19 protein-coding genes are annotated in these 18,653 nt (G+C 71.8%); 13 read left to right on the top strand and 6 right to left on the bottom strand.

All coding sequences use genetic code 11. The features are described 5' to 3' along the window. A complete protein-coding gene (gene accC / locus ACFFIC_RS05695) occupies positions 1 to 1,359 on the top strand; it encodes an acetyl-CoA carboxylase biotin carboxylase subunit (protein WP_377049166.1) in 1,359 nt (452 codons plus the stop codon). A 96-nt stretch (positions 1,360 to 1,455) separates the two neighbouring features. Beyond that, a complete protein-coding gene (aat, locus tag ACFFIC_RS05690) occupies positions 1,456 to 2,124 on the top strand; it encodes a leucyl/phenylalanyl-tRNA--protein transferase (RefSeq protein ID WP_377049165.1) in 669 nt (222 codons plus the stop codon). On the opposite strand, the gene ACFFIC_RS05685 is transcribed toward aat, so the two are convergent. From ACFFIC_RS05685 to ACFFIC_RS05660, 6 genes are all read right to left on the bottom strand, one after another. After that, complete coding sequence (locus tag ACFFIC_RS05685) at positions 2,010 to 3,542, bottom strand: alpha,alpha-trehalose-phosphate synthase (UDP-forming) (RefSeq protein WP_377049288.1); 1,533 nt, start codon at positions 3,540 to 3,542, stop codon at positions 2,010 to 2,012. The two genes, aat and ACFFIC_RS05685, sit on opposite strands and share 115 nt — an antisense overlap. A gap of 260 nt (positions 3,543 to 3,802) precedes the next feature. Then, complete coding sequence (gene otsB / locus ACFFIC_RS05680) at positions 3,803 to 4,576, bottom strand: trehalose-phosphatase (protein WP_377049164.1); 774 nt, start codon at positions 4,574 to 4,576, stop codon at positions 3,803 to 3,805. A 25-nt stretch (positions 4,577 to 4,601) separates the two neighbouring features. Next, positions 4,602 to 5,006, bottom strand: a complete 405-nt coding sequence (locus ACFFIC_RS05675; RefSeq protein WP_377049163.1) for a DUF2155 domain-containing protein — start codon at positions 5,004 to 5,006, stop codon at positions 4,602 to 4,604. Beyond that, complete coding sequence (locus ACFFIC_RS05670) at positions 5,003 to 5,215, bottom strand: hypothetical protein (protein WP_377049287.1); 213 nt, start codon at positions 5,213 to 5,215, stop codon at positions 5,003 to 5,005. The genes ACFFIC_RS05675 and ACFFIC_RS05670 overlap by 4 nt, the downstream gene beginning before the upstream one ends. A gap of 35 nt (positions 5,216 to 5,250) precedes the next feature. Next, the gene (mlaD, locus tag ACFFIC_RS05665; RefSeq protein ID WP_377049162.1) at positions 5,251 to 5,841 is read right to left on the bottom strand and encodes an outer membrane lipid asymmetry maintenance protein MlaD; all 591 of its coding nucleotides are present in this window, start codon (positions 5,839 to 5,841) and stop codon (positions 5,251 to 5,253) included. A gap of 58 nt (positions 5,842 to 5,899) precedes the next feature. Further along, positions 5,900 to 6,304, bottom strand: a complete 405-nt coding sequence (locus ACFFIC_RS05660; RefSeq protein ID WP_377049161.1) for an NADH:ubiquinone oxidoreductase subunit NDUFA12 — start codon at positions 6,302 to 6,304, stop codon at positions 5,900 to 5,902. A 132-nt stretch (positions 6,305 to 6,436) separates the two neighbouring features. Here ACFFIC_RS05660 and ACFFIC_RS05655 point away from each other — a divergent pair, with 132 nt between their 5' ends. The 11 genes from ACFFIC_RS05655 (at position 6,437) to ACFFIC_RS05605 (ending at position 18,606) form a co-directional block, all read left to right on the top strand. Further along, positions 6,437 to 7,957 (top strand): TSCPD domain-containing protein, encoded by a 1,521-nt coding sequence (locus ACFFIC_RS05655; RefSeq protein WP_377049160.1) that lies wholly within the window; start codon positions 6,437 to 6,439, stop codon positions 7,955 to 7,957. Between the two features lie 5 nt (positions 7,958 to 7,962). Next, positions 7,963 to 8,439, top strand: a complete 477-nt coding sequence (locus ACFFIC_RS05650; RefSeq protein WP_377049159.1) for a RidA family protein — start codon at positions 7,963 to 7,965, stop codon at positions 8,437 to 8,439. Continuing rightward, complete coding sequence (locus tag ACFFIC_RS05645; RefSeq protein ID WP_377049158.1) at positions 8,436 to 8,819, top strand: nuclear transport factor 2 family protein; 384 nt, start codon at positions 8,436 to 8,438, stop codon at positions 8,817 to 8,819. The genes ACFFIC_RS05650 and ACFFIC_RS05645 overlap by 4 nt, the downstream gene beginning before the upstream one ends. A gap of 42 nt (positions 8,820 to 8,861) precedes the next feature. Beyond that, positions 8,862 to 10,016 carry a GNAT family N-acetyltransferase gene (locus tag ACFFIC_RS05640; protein WP_377049157.1) on the top strand — a complete coding sequence of 385 codons (1,155 nt, stop codon included), beginning with the start codon at positions 8,862 to 8,864 and terminating at the stop codon, positions 10,014 to 10,016. Between the two features lie 10 nt (positions 10,017 to 10,026). Beyond that, entirely contained in the window at positions 10,027 to 10,899 is an 873-nt protein-coding gene (locus ACFFIC_RS05635; RefSeq protein WP_377049156.1) for a DMT family transporter, read from the top strand. Continuing rightward, positions 10,896 to 12,896, top strand: a complete 2,001-nt coding sequence (locus ACFFIC_RS05630; protein ID WP_377049155.1) for a DNA/RNA helicase domain-containing protein — start codon at positions 10,896 to 10,898, stop codon at positions 12,894 to 12,896. The genes ACFFIC_RS05635 and ACFFIC_RS05630 overlap by 4 nt, the downstream gene beginning before the upstream one ends. Before the next feature lie 8 nt (positions 12,897 to 12,904). Next, positions 12,905 to 13,747, top strand: a complete 843-nt coding sequence (locus tag ACFFIC_RS05625; protein WP_377049154.1) for an endonuclease/exonuclease/phosphatase family protein — start codon at positions 12,905 to 12,907, stop codon at positions 13,745 to 13,747. Between the two features lie 68 nt (positions 13,748 to 13,815). Next, on the top strand, positions 13,816 to 14,697 hold the full coding sequence (locus ACFFIC_RS05620; RefSeq protein ID WP_377049153.1) for a PPK2 family polyphosphate kinase: 882 nt from the start codon (positions 13,816 to 13,818) through the stop codon (positions 14,695 to 14,697). A 146-nt stretch (positions 14,698 to 14,843) separates the two neighbouring features. Further along, positions 14,844 to 15,590 (top strand): gluconate 2-dehydrogenase subunit 3 family protein, encoded by a 747-nt coding sequence (locus ACFFIC_RS05615; RefSeq protein WP_377049152.1) that lies wholly within the window; start codon positions 14,844 to 14,846, stop codon positions 15,588 to 15,590. After that, the gene (locus ACFFIC_RS05610) at positions 15,590 to 17,356 is read left to right on the top strand and encodes a GMC family oxidoreductase (protein WP_377049151.1); all 1,767 of its coding nucleotides are present in this window, start codon (positions 15,590 to 15,592) and stop codon (positions 17,354 to 17,356) included. Before ACFFIC_RS05615 ends, ACFFIC_RS05610 begins: the two co-directional genes overlap by 1 nt. Next, positions 17,356 to 18,606 (top strand): c-type cytochrome, encoded by a 1,251-nt coding sequence (locus ACFFIC_RS05605; protein ID WP_377049150.1) that lies wholly within the window; start codon positions 17,356 to 17,358, stop codon positions 18,604 to 18,606. The genes ACFFIC_RS05610 and ACFFIC_RS05605 overlap by 1 nt, the downstream gene beginning before the upstream one ends. Positions 18,607 to 18,653 lie beyond the last annotated feature (47 nt).

The following is an 18,653-nucleotide window of genomic DNA, read 5'->3' as shown; positions in this document are numbered from 1 at the left end:
GTGCCCCCCTTCAACAAGATCCTGATCGCCAACCGCGGCGAGATCGCGCTCCGCATCCACCGCGCCTGCCAGGAGATGGGCATCCGCACGGTGGCCGTGCATTCCACCGCCGACGACACGGCGATGCACGTCCGCCTGGCCGACGAGAGCGTCTGCATCGGTCCTCCCTCCGCCCGGGACAGCTACCTCAACGCCGCCGCCATCCTTTCGGCCGCCACCATCACCGGCGCCGAGGCCATCCACCCCGGCTACGGCTTCCTGTCCGAGAACGCCCGCTTCGCCGAGATGGTGGAGGCCCATGGCATGGCCTTCATCGGCCCGACGGCCGAGCACATCCGCATCATGGGCGACAAGATCGCCGCCAAGGACGCCATGCGCCGCCTCGGCGTGCCGCTCGTCCCCGGCTCGCCCGGGGCCCTGGCCTCCGTGGACGAGGCGCGCGAGATCGCGGACCACATCAGGTACCCGGTGCTGATCAAGGCCGCCGCCGGCGGCGGCGGGCGCGGCATGAAGGTCGCGCACAACGAGGACGAGCTGGAGGAAGCCTGGCGCGTCGCCCGCACCGAGGCCAAGGCCGCCTTCGGCGACGACAGCGTCTACATGGAAAAGTATCTCGACCGGCCGCGCCACATCGAGATGCAGATTATGGCCGACACCCACGGCAACGTCGTCCATTTCGGCGAGCGCGACTGCTCCCTCCAGCGCCGCCACCAGAAGCTGGTGGAGGAGGCGGGCAGCCCCGCCATCACGGCGGCGGTGCGGGAGGCCCTGGGCGAGACGGTCACCAGCGCCCTCAAGCAGCTCGGCTACCGCGGCGCCGGCACGCTCGAGTTCCTCTACCAGGACGAGCAGTTCGCCTTCATCGAGATGAACACGCGGCTCCAGGTCGAGCATCCCGTCACCGAGATGGTCTGCGGGGTGGACCTCGTGCGCGAGCAGATCCGCGTCGCCGCCGGCGAGCCGCTCGGCTACGAACAGGGCGACGTGCGCTTCAACGGCCACGCCATCGAGTGCCGCATCACCGCGGAGGACCCCGTCACCTTCGCCCCCTCTCCCGGCCGCGTCACGGCCTATCACGCGCCGGGCGGCCTGGGCGTACGCAACGACAGCGCGCTCTACGCCGGCTATTCCGTGCCGCCGCACTACGACAGCCTGGTCGCCAAGCTGATCGTGCACGGCGCGACTCGCGCCGAAGCCATCGCCCGCTGCCGCCGCGCCCTGACGGAGCTGGTGGTGGACGGCATCCGCACCACCATCCCGCTGCACCAGATCATCATGGACGACCCCGAGTTCCAGTCGGGCGACTACACCATCCACTGGCTGGAGCGCTTCGTCGCGCGCCACACCCCCGGCGGCTGAACGGCGCGGGGCGCTGGCCCCGCGCCCCGGATGCGCCTATTCTCGCGCCATGCGGCACCGCGCGGACCAAGCCTGCTTCGCGACCGGCTTCGCCGGATGAGCCGCCGCGCCCTGCCCGTCACGCCCGAACTCGTGCTGCGCGCCTATCGCGCCGGGCTCTTCCCCATGGCCGAGGGCCGCCGCTCCGGCCGCCTCTACTGGCTCGACCCGAAGATGCGCGGCATCCTGCCGCTGGACCGGTTCCACCTGCCGCGCCGCCTGCGCCGCACCGTGCTGTCGGACCGTTTCGAGGTTTCCGCCGACACCGATTTTCCCGGTGTCCTCGCCGGCTGCGCAGCGCCCGCCCCAGGCCGCGAGGACAGCTGGATCAACCCCGAGATCGAGGATCTCTTCAACGCCCTGGCCCGCATGGGCAACGCCCATTCCATCGAGGTGCGCCAGGGCGGCGCGCTCGTCGGCGGCCTCTACGGCATCCGCCTGGGCGCGGCCTTCTTCGGCGAAAGCATGTTTTCCCGCGCCGACGACGCCTCCAAGGTGGCGCTGGTCCACCTCGTCGTGCGGCTGCGGCGGGGCGGCTTCACCCTGCTCGACACGCAGTTCCTGAACGACCACCTCGCCCGCTTCGGCGCGGAGGAAATCCCCCAGGCCGACTACCGCGCCCGGCTCGCCCTTGCCGTGGACAGATCCGCCACCTGGCTCCCCACCATCTCGCCGGAAACGCTGTCCGAGGAAGTGGAGATGCTGCGCGACATCAGCCGCGCCTGAAACACCGCCAGGGCCGCCGCGCGGGAAGGCGGCGCCTCGGCCGCGTCGTGGCCTTCCAGCACGTCCAGGAAGGACTTGGCCCAACCGCCCACCGTGTTCTCCCGCAGGCGACGCAGCATGGTTCCGTGCCGCTCGCGCCGCTCCTCCAGCGGCATCTCGAGCGCCGCCTTCATCGCCTCCGCCATGCCCACGGCATCCAGCGGATTGACCGTCAGCGCCTCCGGCATCTCCTCCGAAGCGCCGGCAAAGCGCGACAGCACCAGCACGCCCGGATTCTCCGTGTCCTGCGCGGCCACGTATTCCTTGGCCACCAGGTTCATCCCGTCCCGCAGCGGCGTGACCAGCCCGACCTGCGCCGCGCGGTAATACCCCGCCAGCGTGTCGCGCGGCACGGCGCGGCCGACATAGCGAACGGGGGTCCAGTCGGCATCGGCGTGCTCGCCGTTGATACAGCCCGCGAGGTGCTCGATCTCGCGCTTGAGGTCCTTGTAGCTTTCCACATCCTCGCGCGAGCGCGCGGCCACCTGCAGGTAGGTCACCTTGCTCCGGTACTCCGGGAAACGGTTCAGCAGCGCCCCGAAGGCCTTCAGCCGCTCCGGCAGCCCCTTGGTGTAGTCCAGCCGCTCCGCCCCGATGATCAGCGCCCGGCCCGCCAGGCTCGCCACCAGCCGCTGCGCCTCGGGCGCATCCGCGCTGCGCGCCGCGACATCGGCGAACTCGTCCGTCGCGATGCCGATGGGAAAGGCCCGCAGCCGGATTCGCCGCCCGCGGAAGCGCACCTCGCCCCCCGCGCGCATCTTCATGCCCGTGCCCTGCGCCATGCAGTCCACCAGCCCCGCGAGGTCGCGATGCGTCTGCACGCCCACGAGGTCATAGGCCAGCAGGTCGCGGATCAGGTCCTCCGCCCCCGGCATGGCCGAAAACACCGCCCAGGGCGGGAAGGGGATGTGGTGGAAATAGCCGATGCGGTGGCGCGACCCGAGCGCCCGCAACTCCGCCCCCAGCGGGATCATCTGGTAGTCGTGCACCCAGATGGTGTCGTCCGGGCGCAGCATGCCCATCAGCTTCTCGGCGTAGCGCCGGTTCACCGCGCGGTAGCACTCCGCCTGGTCCCGGTCATAGCTCAGCAGCCCTAGGCGGAAGTGGAACATCGGCCACAGCGCCGAATTGGCATAGCCCGCGTAGAACCCGTCATAGGCGGCCTGCGAAAGGTCGATCACCGCGTAATCCACCTTCGCGCGCCGCGCGTGGCGCACCACGTCCGGCGGCTCGGGGGAAACCGTGCCGCTCCATCCGAACCAAAGGCCGCCCCGGTTGCTGAAGGCATCCTTCAGCGCCACCGCCAGCCCGCCCGCCGCCGCGGCCTCGCCGCGCCGCGGCACGGCCACGCGGTTCGAGACGATCACGAGCCGTCCCATCATCCATTCTCCTGCAAGGTCCGGCCGGTGGGCGGCATCAAGACATGCCGCGGCAAGGGAGCCAGACACTGGCCTGCCCCTGGCACACCGGTTCGCCAGGACGGGCCGGATGACCCGCCGCGGCCGGGAGGTCGCGCGATCATCGTCCAACCCCTCCCCATTTCCGCCGTAATTCAAAAACCGCCCAGCCCGGGACCGGTTTCGGTCCAGATAACGGACCGGATACGCCGCCAGGAACTTGGCAGGGAAGGGCGGGCGGTTCAGCCCGCGCGCCCGTCACCTTCCAGAGAGGACGCGACGCGCCCAAGCCAGGCGCGCACCAGCGCCGGCCGCCCCGCGAAGTCATCTGGCACGCGCAGGCCGTGGCCGCCATACTCCGCGCAGGCCGCCATGCCATCCTCGTCCGTCACGTCATCGCCGATAAAGACCGGCCGGCGCCCACGGAACGGCGCCACCGCCATCAGCCGCCGCACCGCGCCGCCCTTGTCAGCATTCACCGGCCGCAGCTCCGCCGCCGCATGGGCGGGCACGATGTGGAAGCCCTGCGCATCCTCGCGCAGAAGCCCGCTCAGCAGCGCCAGCGCCTCCGGCCCCGCCTCGGGCCTCTGCCGGAAGTGCAGCACCATCCCGTGCGTCTTGTGTTCGGCCAGCGTCCCCGGCCGCGATGCCGCGAACTCGTCCGCCGCCCGGCGCCATTCCGGCGGGGGCACGGGCAGCGGCACCGCGCCAGGCAGGGTCGGGTCCAGCACCGCCCCGTGCTCCGCGCCGATCGGCAGGCCCGGCACGCCCGCATAGCCGCGCGCGACCGCCAAGCCGCGCCCGGTCACCACAGCCACCGCGCCCCCCAGCACCGCCTGGAGGCGCGTCAGCAGCGCCGGCAAATCCTGCGGCACCACGACCGCATCGGGCCGCGCCGCGATCTCCAGCAGCGTGCCGTCGAGATCAAGGAAAAGGGCCGCATCGGGGCCAAGCAGGGGAGGGCCCGAGGTCGCGGCCTCGCCTGAGGGAAAGGCGGTGTCGGGCCTGTCGGTCATCGCGCCTTCGAACCCTCGCTCAATCTTAACGGCAGTCAAGGATCCGCAGATCGTAGACCGGATGCTCCAACATATGGGCGGCCGGCGCATTGGCCAGCATCCAGCCGCGAAAGGCCAGGGGCGCGGTCGCGGCCAGCAGGTCGTCGCGCACCTCGATAAAGGCCGCCGCGTCCGGCACCTCGTCCGGCGGGCGGGCACTGCAGGCGCGCACGGTGATGCTGAGCGAGCCGAACCGCACCGCTTCCCCCACCGTCGCGTCCAGCAAGGTGATCCGCGCCGTCACCTTGTCCAGCGCCTGCAGTTGCGCCGTCCGCTTGCGCACCCATCCGGCCTCGGCGGGCGGCCCCTGGTCGAAGCCCTGGGACGGTCCCTGGGCCAGGGCGGGCACCGCCATCGCCAGCATCGCCAGGGCGAGCGCAGCCCGCCTCACGTCCCGCGCCTCGGGCTCGGCAGCGCGGCCACCAGGTCGGTGAGCACCTGCCGCATGGCGGTCTCGTCCACGCCCATCAGGATCGCGTCCTCAAAGGCATCGCGCAGCACCTGGGCGGCCTCGGCATGGTTCTCGGCCAAAACCTTCAGCTTGTCCCGGCAGGACAGCGGCTGGCCATCCGCGCCCGGCCAGCGCTCCGGCGGCGCCATGGGGTCGCGCCCGCCGTCATGGGTGGGCCCCGTGCTCAACGCGCACCGCCGGCCGGCGCGCTCCGGCCCTGGGCCGCGCGCGCGGGAGCGCCCGCAGGCGCAGGTCCCGGTGCCGCCGGGGCCTGCGCCGGCTGCCCCGCCGCCGGCGGGCCCGCGCGCTGTGCCTGGTTGCTCGCAAGTTCCGTCACCGAGAAAATGAAACGACCCAGCAGGCTCTCCAGGCTCACGGCGGACTGGGTGATCTTCACCTCGCCGCCATTCGCCAGGTTCCGGTCGCTGCCACCCGGCACCAGGGCGACGTACTTGCCGCCCAGCAACCCCTCGGAGGTGATCTCCGCAGAACTGTCATCCGGCAGGCGCAGCCCCGAATCCACGTTCAGCGTCAGCACCGCGAGGAAGGTGGCGGGATCGATCCGCTGTCCGGTGACGCTGCCCACCTTCACCCCTGCGATCCGCACGTCGGCGCCCGCGCCGAGCCCGTCCACCCGGTCGAAGCGTGCCGTCAGCACCAGCCCGCTTCCGGCGGAGGAGCGCCCGGAATTGGTCACGGCATAGGCGAGGAAAAGCACGGCCGCGAGCAGCACCACCGCACCGGCCGCGACCTCCGCGAAGCCGCGCCCCTTCACGCCCCGCACCCCGCGGAACCGCTGAACGCCGGAAGAAACGCCTGCAAGGGACAACTCATCAGGAACCGGGGGTCCACGCCTCGTAGTCTCCCGCCGTCGGCGCGCGCTTCCCGCCGGCATAATCATGCCCGCTGGGCCGATAGGCCTGGGGGGTGCCCGTCATGTTCTGCTGATGCGGCTTCATCCAGGGCAGCCGGCGCGTGGTGTCCAGCGGCACATCCGTGGTGTGGTGCAGCCAGGCATGCCATTCGGGCGGAACCACCGTGGCCTCGGCCACGCCGGAATAGACCACCCAGCGGCGCTTGCGCCCGTAATCCAGGAAGTCGCGCCGGCTCTCGAAGTAGATGTTGCCGGAAGTGTCGGTGCCGATTCTGCGGCCGGAGAGGCCGGAGAGCCAGCGCTGCATGGCGGACATGGAGGGGCTCCTGCCGATGCGGGCGGGATTGGGGGGAAGGCGCTGCATATGGCACGTCATGCCCCCCAGCGAAAGCCACGCTCCCGCCGGGCTTTTCCACACCCGATCTTGTGTCCCCCGGCGGACCCACCCACGACATGGCGGCTTCACCACCGGGCGGGGCGCGCCTATGTTCGACTCATGACGCGCGATGACGGCTCGACCCGCAACACCGTTTGGCAAGGCGTGGCCCTGCGCCGCACGCGCGCGGCCGCCGATCCGGACGCCGCTCCCCGCTCCGTGGCTCTTCCCGCCACCTGGGACGACACCGCCGCGGAAGCCCTGGCCGCGCTCGCGCCGGGCCAGGGCCCCGTGGCCCTGCCGCGCCTGGCCGAGGCCTGGATCCGCCGCCTGTCCGCCCGCGGCCGCAAGCTGAACATCCTCGCCGATGCCGATGCCGCGAATGCCTTCGCCGCCGGCCTGCGGGCCCTGCTCCTCGCCCGCCGCGCGGCCCCCGGCGCCGGCACCTGGGCGAACGACTCCGCCGCCGAGTCCCGCTTCGTGCTCAACCTCCCGGCCTTTCTTGAGGGCGAGGGCTTCGACTCGGCCGGCTACGCCGCCGCCATCCGCCTCGGCGTCACCGCGCTGGAGATCCTCGGCGGTGCCAAGGCCACGCGCCTGCAACTGGGCTTCGCCGACCTCGCCGGGCTGCTGGCCGGGCTGCGACTCGATTACGAGTCCGCCGAGGGCCGTGCGGTCGCCACCAGCATCGCCGCCCTCACCCGCGGCGCGGCCGAGGCCGCCTCGGGCGACCTGGCCGAGTCCCTGGGCGCCCGTCTGCCGGTCGCCCTGATCTGGCCCGAGCCGCCCGCCGAAACCCGCGTGCCCGGCCTCGCCGAGGCTGCCCAGGCCGCGCTGGACGCCGCGGCCGGTGCTCCCGGCCTCCGCCACGCCACCGTCTTCGCCCTTTCGCCGCCCGATGCCGTGGAGGCCCTGCTCGGCGCCGAAACCGGCGGCTTCGCCCCGGCAGCGGCGCCCACGCGCCTTGTCGCCACGGAGTTGGGCGACCTCGTCGAGTCCCCCACCCGCGCAGCGCTTCTGGCCGGGGAGGACGCCGCCCGCCTGCTCGCCCCCCGTGGCCCCGGGGCCCGCGCCGCGATGGAGGCCGCGCTGCGGCCATGGCTGCATGCCGCGGCCCCCGCCGCCGCTCCGGCCCAGGCGCCCCGGCCCGCGCCCAAGCCCCGCGCGGCGCAGCCCGCCCACGGGCGCGGCGCGGTCTGGAAGGTTTCCATCGGCGGCCATCGCGTCACGCTCCGCACCATGGAAGGTGCGGAGGGACTCGAGGAAATCTCCCTCACCCTCGCCAAGGACGGCGCGGCCTTCCGCGGCGTGGTGGACGCACTCTGCCACTCCGTCACCGTCGGCCTCGGCGCCGGCGTGCCGCTGGACGACTACGTGCAGGCCTTCGCCTACACCCGCTTCGGCCCCGCCGGGATGGTTGAGGGCGACCCGGCCATCCACCGCGCTTCCTCTGTGCTGGACTGGGCCTTCCGCCGCCTCGCGCTGGACCATCTCGGCGGCCGCATCCTGCCCGACCCGACCGAGGAGGAGTGCGGCGCCGACCAGCTCGGCACGGCCTCCCAGCAGCTTCCGCTGCTGCCGGACCTTCCCTCCACCCCCGCGCCGGCCGCCCGCCGCCGCGCCCTCCGGCTGGTGGGCTGAACACCATGGCGCAGGCCGACGCCGGGCGCATCGCCGCCCGCCTCGCGGAACTGGGCGTGGCCCTGCCGGAAGCGGCGAAGCCCATCGCCAACTACGTCCCCGCCGTGATCACCGGGGACCTCCTGTTCATCTCCGGCCAGGTGCCGATGCGCGACGGCAAGATCGCCTACACCGGCAAGCTCGGCGCCGCCGTGCCGATCGAGACCGGGCAGCAGGCCGCCCAGCTCTGCTTCATCAACGTCCTTGCCCAGGCGCTGGCGGCGCTCGGCAGCCTGGACCGCGTCACCCGCGTGGTGCGCCTCGGCGGCTTCATCGCGGCCGGGCCGGAATTCACCCAGCACGCCCAGGTGATGAACGGCGCCTCCGACATGGCCGTCGCCGTCTTCGACGAGGCCGGGCGCCACGCCCGCAGCACCATCGGCGTCCCCTCCCTGCCCGGCGACGCGGCGGTTGAGGTCGAGGCCGTGTTCGAGATCGCGTGACGGACGCCGAGTCGCTGGTCCGACACTGGATGGACACCGGCGACCACACCCTGTTGGCCGAGGACGTTTCCTGGCGCGTTTCGCCGGGCTATCCCGTGCCGCGCACCGAATGGCATGGCCGCGCGGAGGTGTCGGAGCAATTCTTCCCCACGCTTCGCCGCCATTTCCCGCACTGGCGCATCGCGGTGGAGTCCTTCGCCCCCCTGGCCGATGGCCGCCTCCTGGCAAGCGGCGCCTACGACGCCCGCGACTCCGCCGGCCGCAGCGGGCAAGTCCCCTTCCTCCATGTCTGGACGCTGCGCGGCGGTGCCATCGCGGGCGTGGAGGCGGTCGCGGATTTCGGGGCCTTCGCGGCCCTTCCCGGTGCGGAGCAAGGCTGATCCCCGCTTGCACCCGGCCCCGCGCGCCGCACATGCGCCCCCATGCCCTCTGAGCTGACCCTTTCCCTCCATTCCAGCATCGCCGACATCCCGCCCACCGAATGGGATGCCTGCGACGAGACGGAAAATCCCTTCACCTCGCACGCCTTCCTCCTGTCTCTGGAGGAATCCGGCTGCACGGGGCCCCGCACGGGCTGGCTGCCCCAGCACCTGGCGCTGCGCGATGCCGCGGGCGCGCTGGTCGGCGTGGCGCCCGCCTATGTGAAGGGGCATTCCTACGGCGAATACGTCTTCGACCACGGCTGGGCCCGCGCCTTCGAGAGCGCGGGCGGCGACTACTACCCGAAGTTCCAGGTGGCCGTGCCCTTCTCTCCCGTGCCCGGTCCGCGCCTGTTGATGCGCCCCGGTTCCGGCGTGCCCCACGCGGCGTTGGCCAGCGCCATGGCCCAGGCGACGGAAGCGCTCAACCTGTCCTCCTGCCACGTCACCTTCTGCACGAAGGAGGAATGGCACGACCTCGGCGAGGCCGGCTGGCTGCAGCGCATGGGCGTGCAGTTCCACTGGACCAACGAGGGCTACGCCAGCTTCGACGACTTCCTCGGCGCCCTTTCCTCCCGCAAGCGCAAGTCCATCCGGCGCGAGCGGCGTGACGCGCAGTCGGCCGGGCTCACCATGCGGACCCTCCGCGGCTCCGAGATCACCCCCGAGATCTGGCGCCAGTTCCACAAGTTCTACCGCAGCACCACCGACCGGAAATGGGGCAGCGCCTATCTCACCGCCCGCTTCTGGCCCCTGATGGGGCAGCGCCTGGGCGACAAGGTCGTGCTGATGCTGGCCGAGCGCGACGGCAAGCCCGTGGCCGGCGCGCTGAACCTGATGGGCCGCGACGCCCTTTATGGCCGCAACTGGGGCAGCCTAGTGGAGGCGCCCTTCCTCCACTTCGAGCTCTGCTACTACCAGGCGCTGGACTTCGCGATCGCGTACGGCCTGCAGCGCGTGGAAGCCGGCGCCCAGGGCGAGCACAAGATCCAGCGGGGCTACCGCCCCGTGCCCACCTATTCCGCCCACCTCATCGCCCATTCCGGCCTGCGCCGCGCCGTGGCCGAGTCCCTGGTGCAGGAGCGCGCGGCGATGGAGGAGGAGATCGCCACCCTCGACACCCTCTCTCCCTATCGCCGGGACGACGAGGCGGCGTGACCCGCCGCCCGTGCTGAGCGCCTACGCGCAGCTCGCCGGCTCCATGGTGCTGACCGGGGCGAACGTGGCCGTGGCCAAGTCGCTCGCCGCCGCGCTGCCGATCCCCCTGATCCTCGGCCTGCGCTGCCTGATCGCCTGCGCCGTCCTTCTGCCGCTGGCGCTCTGGCGCGATGGGCTGCGCCGGCCGGGCAGGGGGGTGCTGTGGAACCTCTTCCTCCAGGCCGCCGCCGGCACCATCCTCTACAACGTCGCGCTTCTCGGCGGCCTCCGGCTGACCACGGCACTGGAAGGCGGGCTCGTTCTCGCAACGCTTCCGGCCGCTGTCGCCCTCGGCAGCGCCCTCTGGCTGCGCGAGCGCATCGCGCCGCGCGGCTGGGCGGCGGTGGCACTGGCCGCCGGGGGCATGGCCGCCATCGTCCTCGCGCGCGAGGGGGAGGGGGGAGGCAGCGCCATCGGCAACGGCCTCATCTTCATCGGCGTCTGTGGGGAAGCGGCCTATGTCGTCCTGGCCAAGCGCGTTTCCGGTGCTCTTCCGCTGCTGACCGCCAGCCTCGGGATGCAGTTCTTCTCCGCCGCCCTGCTGCTGCCGGCCTGGCTGCCCGCGGCGGGTGCCGCCGCGAAGCTGGCCGATCCCTGGCTGATGGGCCTGCTGATGTTCCATGCCTTGACGGCCAGCGTCCTGTCGCTCCTGCTCTGGTATGGCGGGCTCCGCCGCGCTCCCGCGGGCATCGCCGGCATCTTCACCGCCTTCCTGCCCGCCACGGCCGCGGCGGCGGCGATCCTGTTCCTGGGCGAGGAACCAACCGCCACCCATGCGCTGGGCTTCGCGCTGCTTCTCGCCAGCATGCTGCTGGCCACCTGGCCGTCGCGGAGTCGCCTATGAGGCCCTGGCTGACCCTGGGCGTGCCCGCCCTGCTCGCTCTGCCGGACGAGGGCGTGGCCGCGAAACTGGCCCTGGCGCAGACCTACCGGCATGCCACGATCGAGCCCGCGCAGCGCGACGCCTGGATCGCCACGGCGCGCATCCTGCGCACGGCACTTTCGGGCCCGGAGGTGGCCGGCTGGACCGTCATGCTCGAATACGACCTGCTCCGCCTGGAGAAGCGCGCCGATTGCGTCATCCTCACGGACCGTGCCGTGCTGGTGCTGGAGATCAAGGACGGCGCGGCGGGCCATGCCCCCGCGGACCGCAGGCAGGCCGAGGACTACGCCCTCGACCTGCGGGATTTCCATGCCGGCTGCCGCGACTGGCCGGTCGTGCCGATCCTGGTCGCCACCCTTGCCCCAGCCGCTCCGTTCGAACCGCCCCTCATCTGGCAGGGCGTGCCGCCCCCGTTCCCGGCGAATGCGGCCGGCCTTGCCGGAACCCTGCGCGCGATCCAGGCCGCCATCGGCCCACCCGCCGCGCCGCTCGACCATGCCGCCTGGCTGGCCGCGCCCTACCGCCCGGTGCCGAACGTGCTCGAGGCCGCCACCATGCTCTTTGACCGGCATCGCAGCGCGGAGATGGTCTCCGCCCGCGCCGACGCCGCCAACCTCACGCGCACCACCGAGGCCGTGCGGCGCGCCATCGAAGCCGCCCGCACCGCCTCGCGGCACGTCATCGTCTTCGTCACGGGCATCCCGGGCGCAGGAAAGACCCTTTGCGGGCTGAACATCGTCTTCGGCAGCCTGCGCAACGACGGCGCCGCCTTCCTGACGGGCAACGCGCCCCTGGTCGAGGTCCTGCGCGAAAGTCTCGCGCGCCGCGCCGCCGAGGGCGGGCAGGGCCGGACCAAGGCAAGGCGCGATGCCGTCACCGCCCTCCAGAACGTGCACCGCTTCCTCGAGCAGTATGTCGAGAAGCCCACGGAAATCCCGGAAGCCCGCGTGATCGTCTTCGACGAGGCGCAGCGCGCCTGGGACCGCGCCCAGGCCACCAAGCCATCCCAGCGACGCGGCGCGAGCAAGCTGACGAGCAGCGAACCCGCCCACACGCTCGAGATCATGGAACGCCACGCCGACTGGTCCGTCATCGTCGCGCTCATCGGCAACGGGCAGGAAATCAACACGGGCGAGGCCGGCCTCGCCGAGTGGGGAAGGGTGATCGAGGCATCGCCGGGCTGGCGGGCGGTGGCCGCTCCCCGCGCGCTCTCGGCGCCCCTCGCGGCGCAACGCCTCGCCGATGGACCGCGTCCCTGGCTGGCGCTCGATCCCGACCTCGACCTGACCGTCCCGATGCGCTCGGTCCGCGACCCGCAGGGTGCCCCCTGGGTGGATGCCGTCCTCGCCGGTGACGTGCAGGCCGCCGCCCGCATCGCCGGGCAGCCGGAAAGCGTCCCCTACTTCGTCACCCGCGACCTCCATGCCATGCGCGCGGCCCTGCGCGGCTTTTCCCGCGGGCTCCGCCGCCCTGGCCTGGTCGCCTCCTCCGGCGCCCGTCGCCTCCGTGCCGAAGGCCTGGGTGTGCAGGCCGCCGACATTCCGCACTGGTTTCTCGACCGCTGGCCCGACATCCGTGCCTCCGACGCGCTGGAAACCTACGCCACCGAATACGACTGCCAGGGCCTGGAACTGGACCAGGTCGGTCTCGCCTGGGGCGGCGACCTGCTGCGCCCGCATGGCGAATGGGTGATGCGCAGCCTGTCCGGCGCCCGCTGGAACACCACCCGCAACGAAACCGACCGCGCTTTCACGCTCAACACCTATCGCGTCCTGCTGACCCGCGCCCGCTACGAGACGGTGATCTGGGTTCCGCCCGGCAGCCCGCAGGAGGATCCCTGGCACGACAGCACCCGCAGCGCGGCCGAGCTGGATGCGGTGGAACGCTACCTTCTCGCCTGTGGCGCCCGGCCGCTCAGCCCCGCGCACCGGGCAGACCCCGCACCCGTGCTGCTGTAGGAACGCCCATGCTCCGTGCCCTGCTCGCCCTCCTTCTCCTCGCCACTCCCGCCGCGGCCGCGGAACTCAAGCTCGCCACCTGGAACATCGCCTGGCTCACCGCCCGTCCTCCCGGCGACCCCGGCCTCCCGCAGGACGTCCCCCGCCGCGCGCGCGAGGACCTCGACCGCCTGCGCGCCTATGCCGACCGCCTGGCCGCGGACGTCATCGCGCTCCAGGAGGTGGACGGCCCCGAGGCCGCCGCCCTGGTCCTCGATCCCGCGCGCTGGCGCTTCTTCTTCCCGGCCGAGCAGGACGTGCAGCGCGCCGCCGTCGCCGTGCGCCGCGGCCTGCCCGCCGCCCAGAACCCGGACCTCGCCTCGCTGGACCTGCACCCCGGCGCCCGCTTCTCCCTTCGCCGCGGCGTGGACGTGACGGTGGGGGAGGGGGCGTCCCGCCTGCGCATCCTCTCCCTCCACCTCAACGCCGGCTGCCGCGAGCCCGACGACCGCGGCCGCGCCTGCGAGAGCATCGCGGAACAGGCCACCATCCTCGCCGGCTGGATCGAGGCCCGCCGTGCGTCCGGCGAGGCCTTCGCCCTCGCCGGGGACTTCAACCGGCGCTTCGACCGCGACCCCGTGATCCTTCCCGCCCTGGAACGCGCCGCCCCGCTCACCCGCGCCACCGCCGGCCGCTCCAACCCGTGCTGGGGCGGCCGCCCCTTCATCGACCACATCCTGCTCGGCGGGCCCGCCCGCGATTGGCTGGCGGAAAACAGCCTCCGCGTCATGGTCTATGCCGAACGCGGCCCGGAATGGCGCGCCCGCCTGTCCGACCACTGCCCCGTCAGCGTGGTGCTGAACATTCCCTGAAGAGACTCGTCCGAACGGCCGTCCCGCGCGTTCGGGCCCTGGAACAGCACAGCCCCTGGATGAATCCCGTGACCGCCGAGCCCCTCCGCCAGCTCCTCGCCGCCTGCCGCGTCACCGACGGCGCCTCCTTCGTCCTGGAGGACCACCGCACTGACGAGGACGGCGAGACCGGGCTCGACAAGGGGGAGGGGAACAAGGCCCTGGACGCCGCCGTGGAGCGCATCGCGGACCAGCAGGCGCGCCTCTACGCCAACGACCGCTGGTCCGTCCTCTGCATCTTCCAGGCGCTGGATGCCGCCGGAAAGGATGGCGCCATCAAGCACGTCTTCTCCGGCGTGAATCCCCAGGGGGTGCAGGTGGAATCCTTCGCCGCCCCCAGCACGCGCGAGCGCGCGCACGACTTCCTGTGGCGCCATGCCATCGCCATGCCCCGCCGCGGCCGCATCGGCGTCCACAACCGCTCCTGGTACGAGGAGGTTCTGGTTGCCCGCGTGCAGCCCTCCATCCTCCAGGCCGCGCCCATTCCCGCCTCGCTGATCGGCCCGCATATCTGGGACGAGCGGCTGGAGGACATCGCGGCGCATGAGCGCTACCTCTCGCGCCAGGGCGTGGTGATCCTCAAGTTCTTCCTCCATGTCGGCGCCGAGGAGCAGCGCGAGCGCCTGCTCGCCCGCATCGACGAGCCCGCCAAGAACTGGAAGTTCGAGGAAGGCGACCTCGCTGTCCGCGCCCGCCGCGCCGAATACCTGGCCGCCTACGAGGCCGCGATCCGCGCCACGGCCGCGCCCCACGCCCCCTGGTTCATCATCCCCGCCGACCGGAAGTGGCTGGCGCGCCTGCTGGTCGCGGAAGCCGTGGCCAGCGCGCTGGAGGCGCTCGACCTGCAATTCCCGACAATCGACGCCGGCACCCGCACCACCCTGCTCCGCGCCCGTGACGCCCTGACCTGAGGTGCCCCAGGGCGGCGCGCCCGCACGCCGGGCGCGCAACATGTGTGCAATTTTCAATCTTTATGCGGCGGTTCAGGCGGCAACTCTCGGGCGCCAGGGAATTTGAGATCCCCATGCGGTCTCACACCCGCGCCGAGGAACACTGCATGACCACCCCGCGCGGCACCCGACGCCGCTTCCTGTTCGCCACCACCGCCCTGATGGGCCTCGCCAGCACGGCCGGCGCCCGCACCATCGAAGGCCTTCCCTGGACCAGCAACGAGGTCTACCCGCCCGCCGAGGCCCGTCCCGGCCCCTGGCTCTTCTTCACCGCCGACGAGGGCGCGGCCATCGAGGCCATCGTCGACCGCCTGATCCCGCAGGACGATCTCGGCCCGGGCGGCAAGGAGGCCGGCTGCGCCGTCTTCATCGACCGCCAGCTCGCCGGTCCCTATGGCCGGGCGGAGGGCGTCTACATGCAGGGTCCCTTCCCGCCGAACCCGCTGCCCACCCAGGGCTTCCAATCGCCGCTCACCCCCGCCCAGGCCTACCGCAAGGGGCTCACCGGCCTGGCCGCCCATGCGGCGCGCAACTTCGGGGGGCGGAAGATCCCGCAGCTCTCCGCGGAGGAACTCGACCGGCTCCTCACCTCGCTGGAGAAGCGCGAGGCCAACTCGCCCGAGTTCAACGGCAGCGAGATCTTCGACCTCATCTTCAACAACACCATGGAAGGGTTCTTCGCCGACCCGATCTACGGAGGGAACCGCGACATGGTCGCCTGGAAACTCATCGGCTTCCCCGGCACGCGCTACGACTACCGCGACGTGCTCGCCAAGCCCGGCATGCCCTACGGAATCCCGCCCGTCAGCCTGCTCGGACGATCGGAATGGCGCCGCCCGGGAGGGCGCGGCTGATGCGCCGCCTTCCCCGCAAGGACGTCGTGATCGTCGGCCTCGGCTGGACCGGTTCCATCATGGGCCATGAGCTCTGCCAGGCCGGCATGCAGGTGGTGGCGCTGGAGCGCGGCCCCTGGCGCGACACGGCGAGCGACTTCAACGTCGGCACCGCACCCGACGAGCTTCGCTACGCCATCCGGCACGAGCTGTTCATCCGCACCGCGCAGGACACGGTCACCGCGCGCAACACGCCGGACCAGACCGCCCTGCCCATGCGCCGCTGGGGAAGCTTCCTGCCCGGCAACGGCGTCGGCGGCTCCGGCGTCCACTGGAACGGCCACACCTGGCGCTTCCTGCCGAGCGACCTCAACATCCGCACCCACTACAAGGAGCGCTACGGCGAGGGGATCTTCCCCGAGAACCATATGATCCAGGACTGGGGCATCAGCTACGACGAGCTCGAGCCCTACTATGACAGGTTCGAATACCTCTGCGGCATCGCCGGCCAGGCGGGCAACATCAAGGGCGAGATCCAGCCCGGCGGAAACCCCTTCGAGGGCTGGCGCCAGCGCGGCTATCCCACGCCCCCGCTCAAGATGCAGCTCACGCAGGACCTCTTCACCAAGGCCACGACCGAACTCGGGATGCATCCCTTCCCGATGCCGGCCGCCAACATGTCGCAGGCCTACACCAACCACCTCGGCGTCACCCAGGCCCCCTGCACCTATTGCGGCTTCTGCGAGCGCTTCGGCTGCGCCAACTATTCCAAGTCCAGCCCGCAGACCACCATCCTGCCCGTGCTCATGCGCCACCCCGGCTTCGAGGCGCGCACCGAGTGCGAGGTGATGAAGGTCCTGATGAGCGCCGACGGCAAGACCGCCACCGGCGTCACCTATATCGACGCGCAGGGCCAGGAATGGGAACAGCCGGCGGACCTCGTGATCCTCGCAGCCTACCAGCTCTGGAACGTGCGCCTGATGCTCTATTCCGGCATCGGCAAGCCCTATGACGTCAGCACGGGCGAGGGCGTGGTCGGCAAGAACTACGCCTACCAGGCCAATTCCTCGGTGAACGGCTTCTTCGACGACAAGCGGTTCAACAGCTGGGCCGGCGCCGGTGCGCTGGGCATGACCTGCGACGACTACCAGGGCGACGTCTTCGACCACACCGGCCTGAACTTCGTCGGCGGCGCCAACATCAACGGCACCACCTTCCACGCCCGCCCGATCTCCGCGCGCCCGGTCCCGCCGGGCACGCCGCGCTGGGGCAGCGCCTGGAAGAAGGCGACCCGCGACAACTACAACACGACCACCAACGTCGGCAGCCAGGGCAGCGTCATGTCCTACCGCGACTGCTACCTGGACCTCGATCCCACCTACAAGGACCGCCTCGGCCGCCCGTTGCTGCGCATGACCTTCGACTTCAAGCCGAACGAGGAGCGCATGTCGGCCTTCGTGACGGACAAGATGGTGCCGATCATGCGGGCCATGGGCGCGAAGCAGATCGTGGCCTCGCCGAAGAAGGGCCCCTGGAGCGTCGTTCCCTACCAGACCACGCACAACACCGGCGGCGCCATCATGGGCGACAACCCCCGCACATCCGCCGTGAACAAGTTCCAGCAGACATGGGACGTGCCCAACGTCTTCGTCCTCGGCGCCTCCGCCTTCCCGCAGAACGCCGGCTACAACCCCACGGGCACGGTCGGTGCCCTGGCCTACTACGCGGCGGACGCCATCAAGAACGAATACCTCAAGAGGCCCGGCCAGCCGCTGGTGCAGGCCTGATGCGCGCCCGTCTCCTCGCCGCCCTCTCCGCGGCAGCCCTCCTCCTGGCGGCGCCCGCCCGCGCCGCGCCCGACAACTTCGACCAGGTCGAGCGCGGCCGCTACCTGGTCGTCCTCGGCGACTGCGTGGCCTGTCACATGTCCACCAGCGGCGACCACCAGGGCTCCCAGGGCTTCGTCGGCGGTCGCCCGATCGAAACGCCCTTCGGCAACATCGTCACGCCCAACATCACCCCCGACCGCGCGACGGGCATCGGCACCTGGTCTGCCGACAGCTTCTACCGCGCGATGCACGAGGGCATCCGGCCCAACGGTGCCCGCCTCTACCCCGCCTTTCCCTACACCTACTTCACCCGCATGCCGCGGGAGGACACCGACGCGATCTTCGCCTACCTCAACACGCTGGACCCGGTGAACCACGCGGTGGACCGCAACAGCCTGCCCTTTCCGCTGAACATCCGCGCCTCCATGCTCGCCTGGAACGGGCTCTTCTTCGAGCCGGGCGAGTTCCGCCCGGACCCGAACCGCTCGGCCGAATGGAACCGCGGCGCCTACATCGTGGAAGGCCCGGCCCATTGCGGCGCCTGCCACACGCCCAAGAACCTGGCCGGCGCCGACCGCAGCAGCGAGCGCTTCGCCGGCGGGCCGCTGCAAGGCTGGTTTGCCACCAACCTGACCGGCGACCAGCGCACCGGCCTCGGCGACTGGAGCGCCGACGAAATCGTCGAATACCTGCAAAAGGGCCGCAACGCCCGCAGCGCCGCCTCGGGCCCGATGGCCGAGGTGGTGGAATACTCCACCAGCGTGATGACCGAGGCCGACCTGCGGGCCATCGCCACCTACCTGAAGGAGCCACCCGCCGCCGCGCCGGCATCGCCCGCCCGCACCGCCCTGGCCGCCGACAACGCCCAGATGCGCGCGGGCGAGGCCATCTACGTCGATCGCTGCGGCGCCTGCCACACGCGGAGCGGGGAGGGGGTGGCACGCATGTTCCCGCGCCTGGCCGGCAGCCAGGTGGTGCAGCAGGAGGGCAACGAAACACTGCTCCGGGTCGTGCTCCAGGGCGTGCGCGCCGCCTACAGCCCGCACGCGCCGACATCGCCGGCCATGCCCGCCTTCGGCTGGCGCCTGAACGACGACGAGACCGCCGCGGTCACGACCTATATCCGCAACGCCTGGGGCAACGCCGCGCCCGCCGTTTCGGCGGCCGATGCCGCCAGGATGCGGGACCTGCTGCGCGACCGCCCCTGAGCCTCCGATCCCCGCCCGCAACGAGCGGGCGGGGCGCCGCGTTGGCA

The sequence above is a fragment of the Muricoccus vinaceus genome (assembly GCF_042433125.1).
GTDB lineage: Bacteria > Pseudomonadota > Alphaproteobacteria > Acetobacterales > Acetobacteraceae > Roseomonas > Roseomonas vinacea.
The sequence above is the reverse complement of the archived record's forward strand: the minus strand, read 5'-3'. Positions and strand labels throughout refer to the sequence as shown.

Coding starts and splice junctions, on each gene's coding strand:
- ACFFIC_RS05625 (WP_377049154.1), top strand. CDS start 12,905: ATGCTCCGTGCCCTGCTCGCCCTCCTTCTCCTCGCCACTCCCGCCGCG.
- ACFFIC_RS05605 (WP_377049150.1), top strand. CDS start 17,356: ATGCGCGCCCGTCTCCTCGCCGCCCTCTCCGCGGCAGCCCTCCTCCTG.
- aat (WP_377049165.1), top strand. CDS start 1,456: ATGAGCCGCCGCGCCCTGCCCGTCACGCCCGAACTCGTGCTGCGCGCC.
- ACFFIC_RS05630 (WP_377049155.1), top strand. CDS start 10,896: ATGAGGCCCTGGCTGACCCTGGGCGTGCCCGCCCTGCTCGCTCTGCCG.
- ACFFIC_RS05660 (WP_377049161.1), bottom strand. CDS start 6,304: ATGCAGCGCCTTCCCCCCAATCCCGCCCGCATCGGCAGGAGCCCCTCC.
- ACFFIC_RS05685 (WP_377049288.1), bottom strand. CDS start 3,542: ATGGGACGGCTCGTGATCGTCTCGAACCGCGTGGCCGTGCCGCGGCGC.
- ACFFIC_RS05650 (WP_377049159.1), top strand. CDS start 7,963: ATGGCGCAGGCCGACGCCGGGCGCATCGCCGCCCGCCTCGCGGAACTG.
- ACFFIC_RS05610 (WP_377049151.1), top strand. CDS start 15,590: ATGCGCCGCCTTCCCCGCAAGGACGTCGTGATCGTCGGCCTCGGCTGG.
- ACFFIC_RS05655 (WP_377049160.1), top strand. CDS start 6,437: ATGACGCGCGATGACGGCTCGACCCGCAACACCGTTTGGCAAGGCGTG.
- ACFFIC_RS05640 (WP_377049157.1), top strand. CDS start 8,862: ATGCCCTCTGAGCTGACCCTTTCCCTCCATTCCAGCATCGCCGACATC.
- ACFFIC_RS05670 (WP_377049287.1), bottom strand. CDS start 5,215: ATGGCGCCGCCGGAGCGCTGGCCGGGCGCGGATGGCCAGCCGCTGTCC.
- ACFFIC_RS05615 (WP_377049152.1), top strand. CDS start 14,844: ATGACCACCCCGCGCGGCACCCGACGCCGCTTCCTGTTCGCCACCACC.
- otsB (WP_377049164.1), bottom strand. CDS start 4,576: ATGACCGACAGGCCCGACACCGCCTTTCCCTCAGGCGAGGCCGCGACC.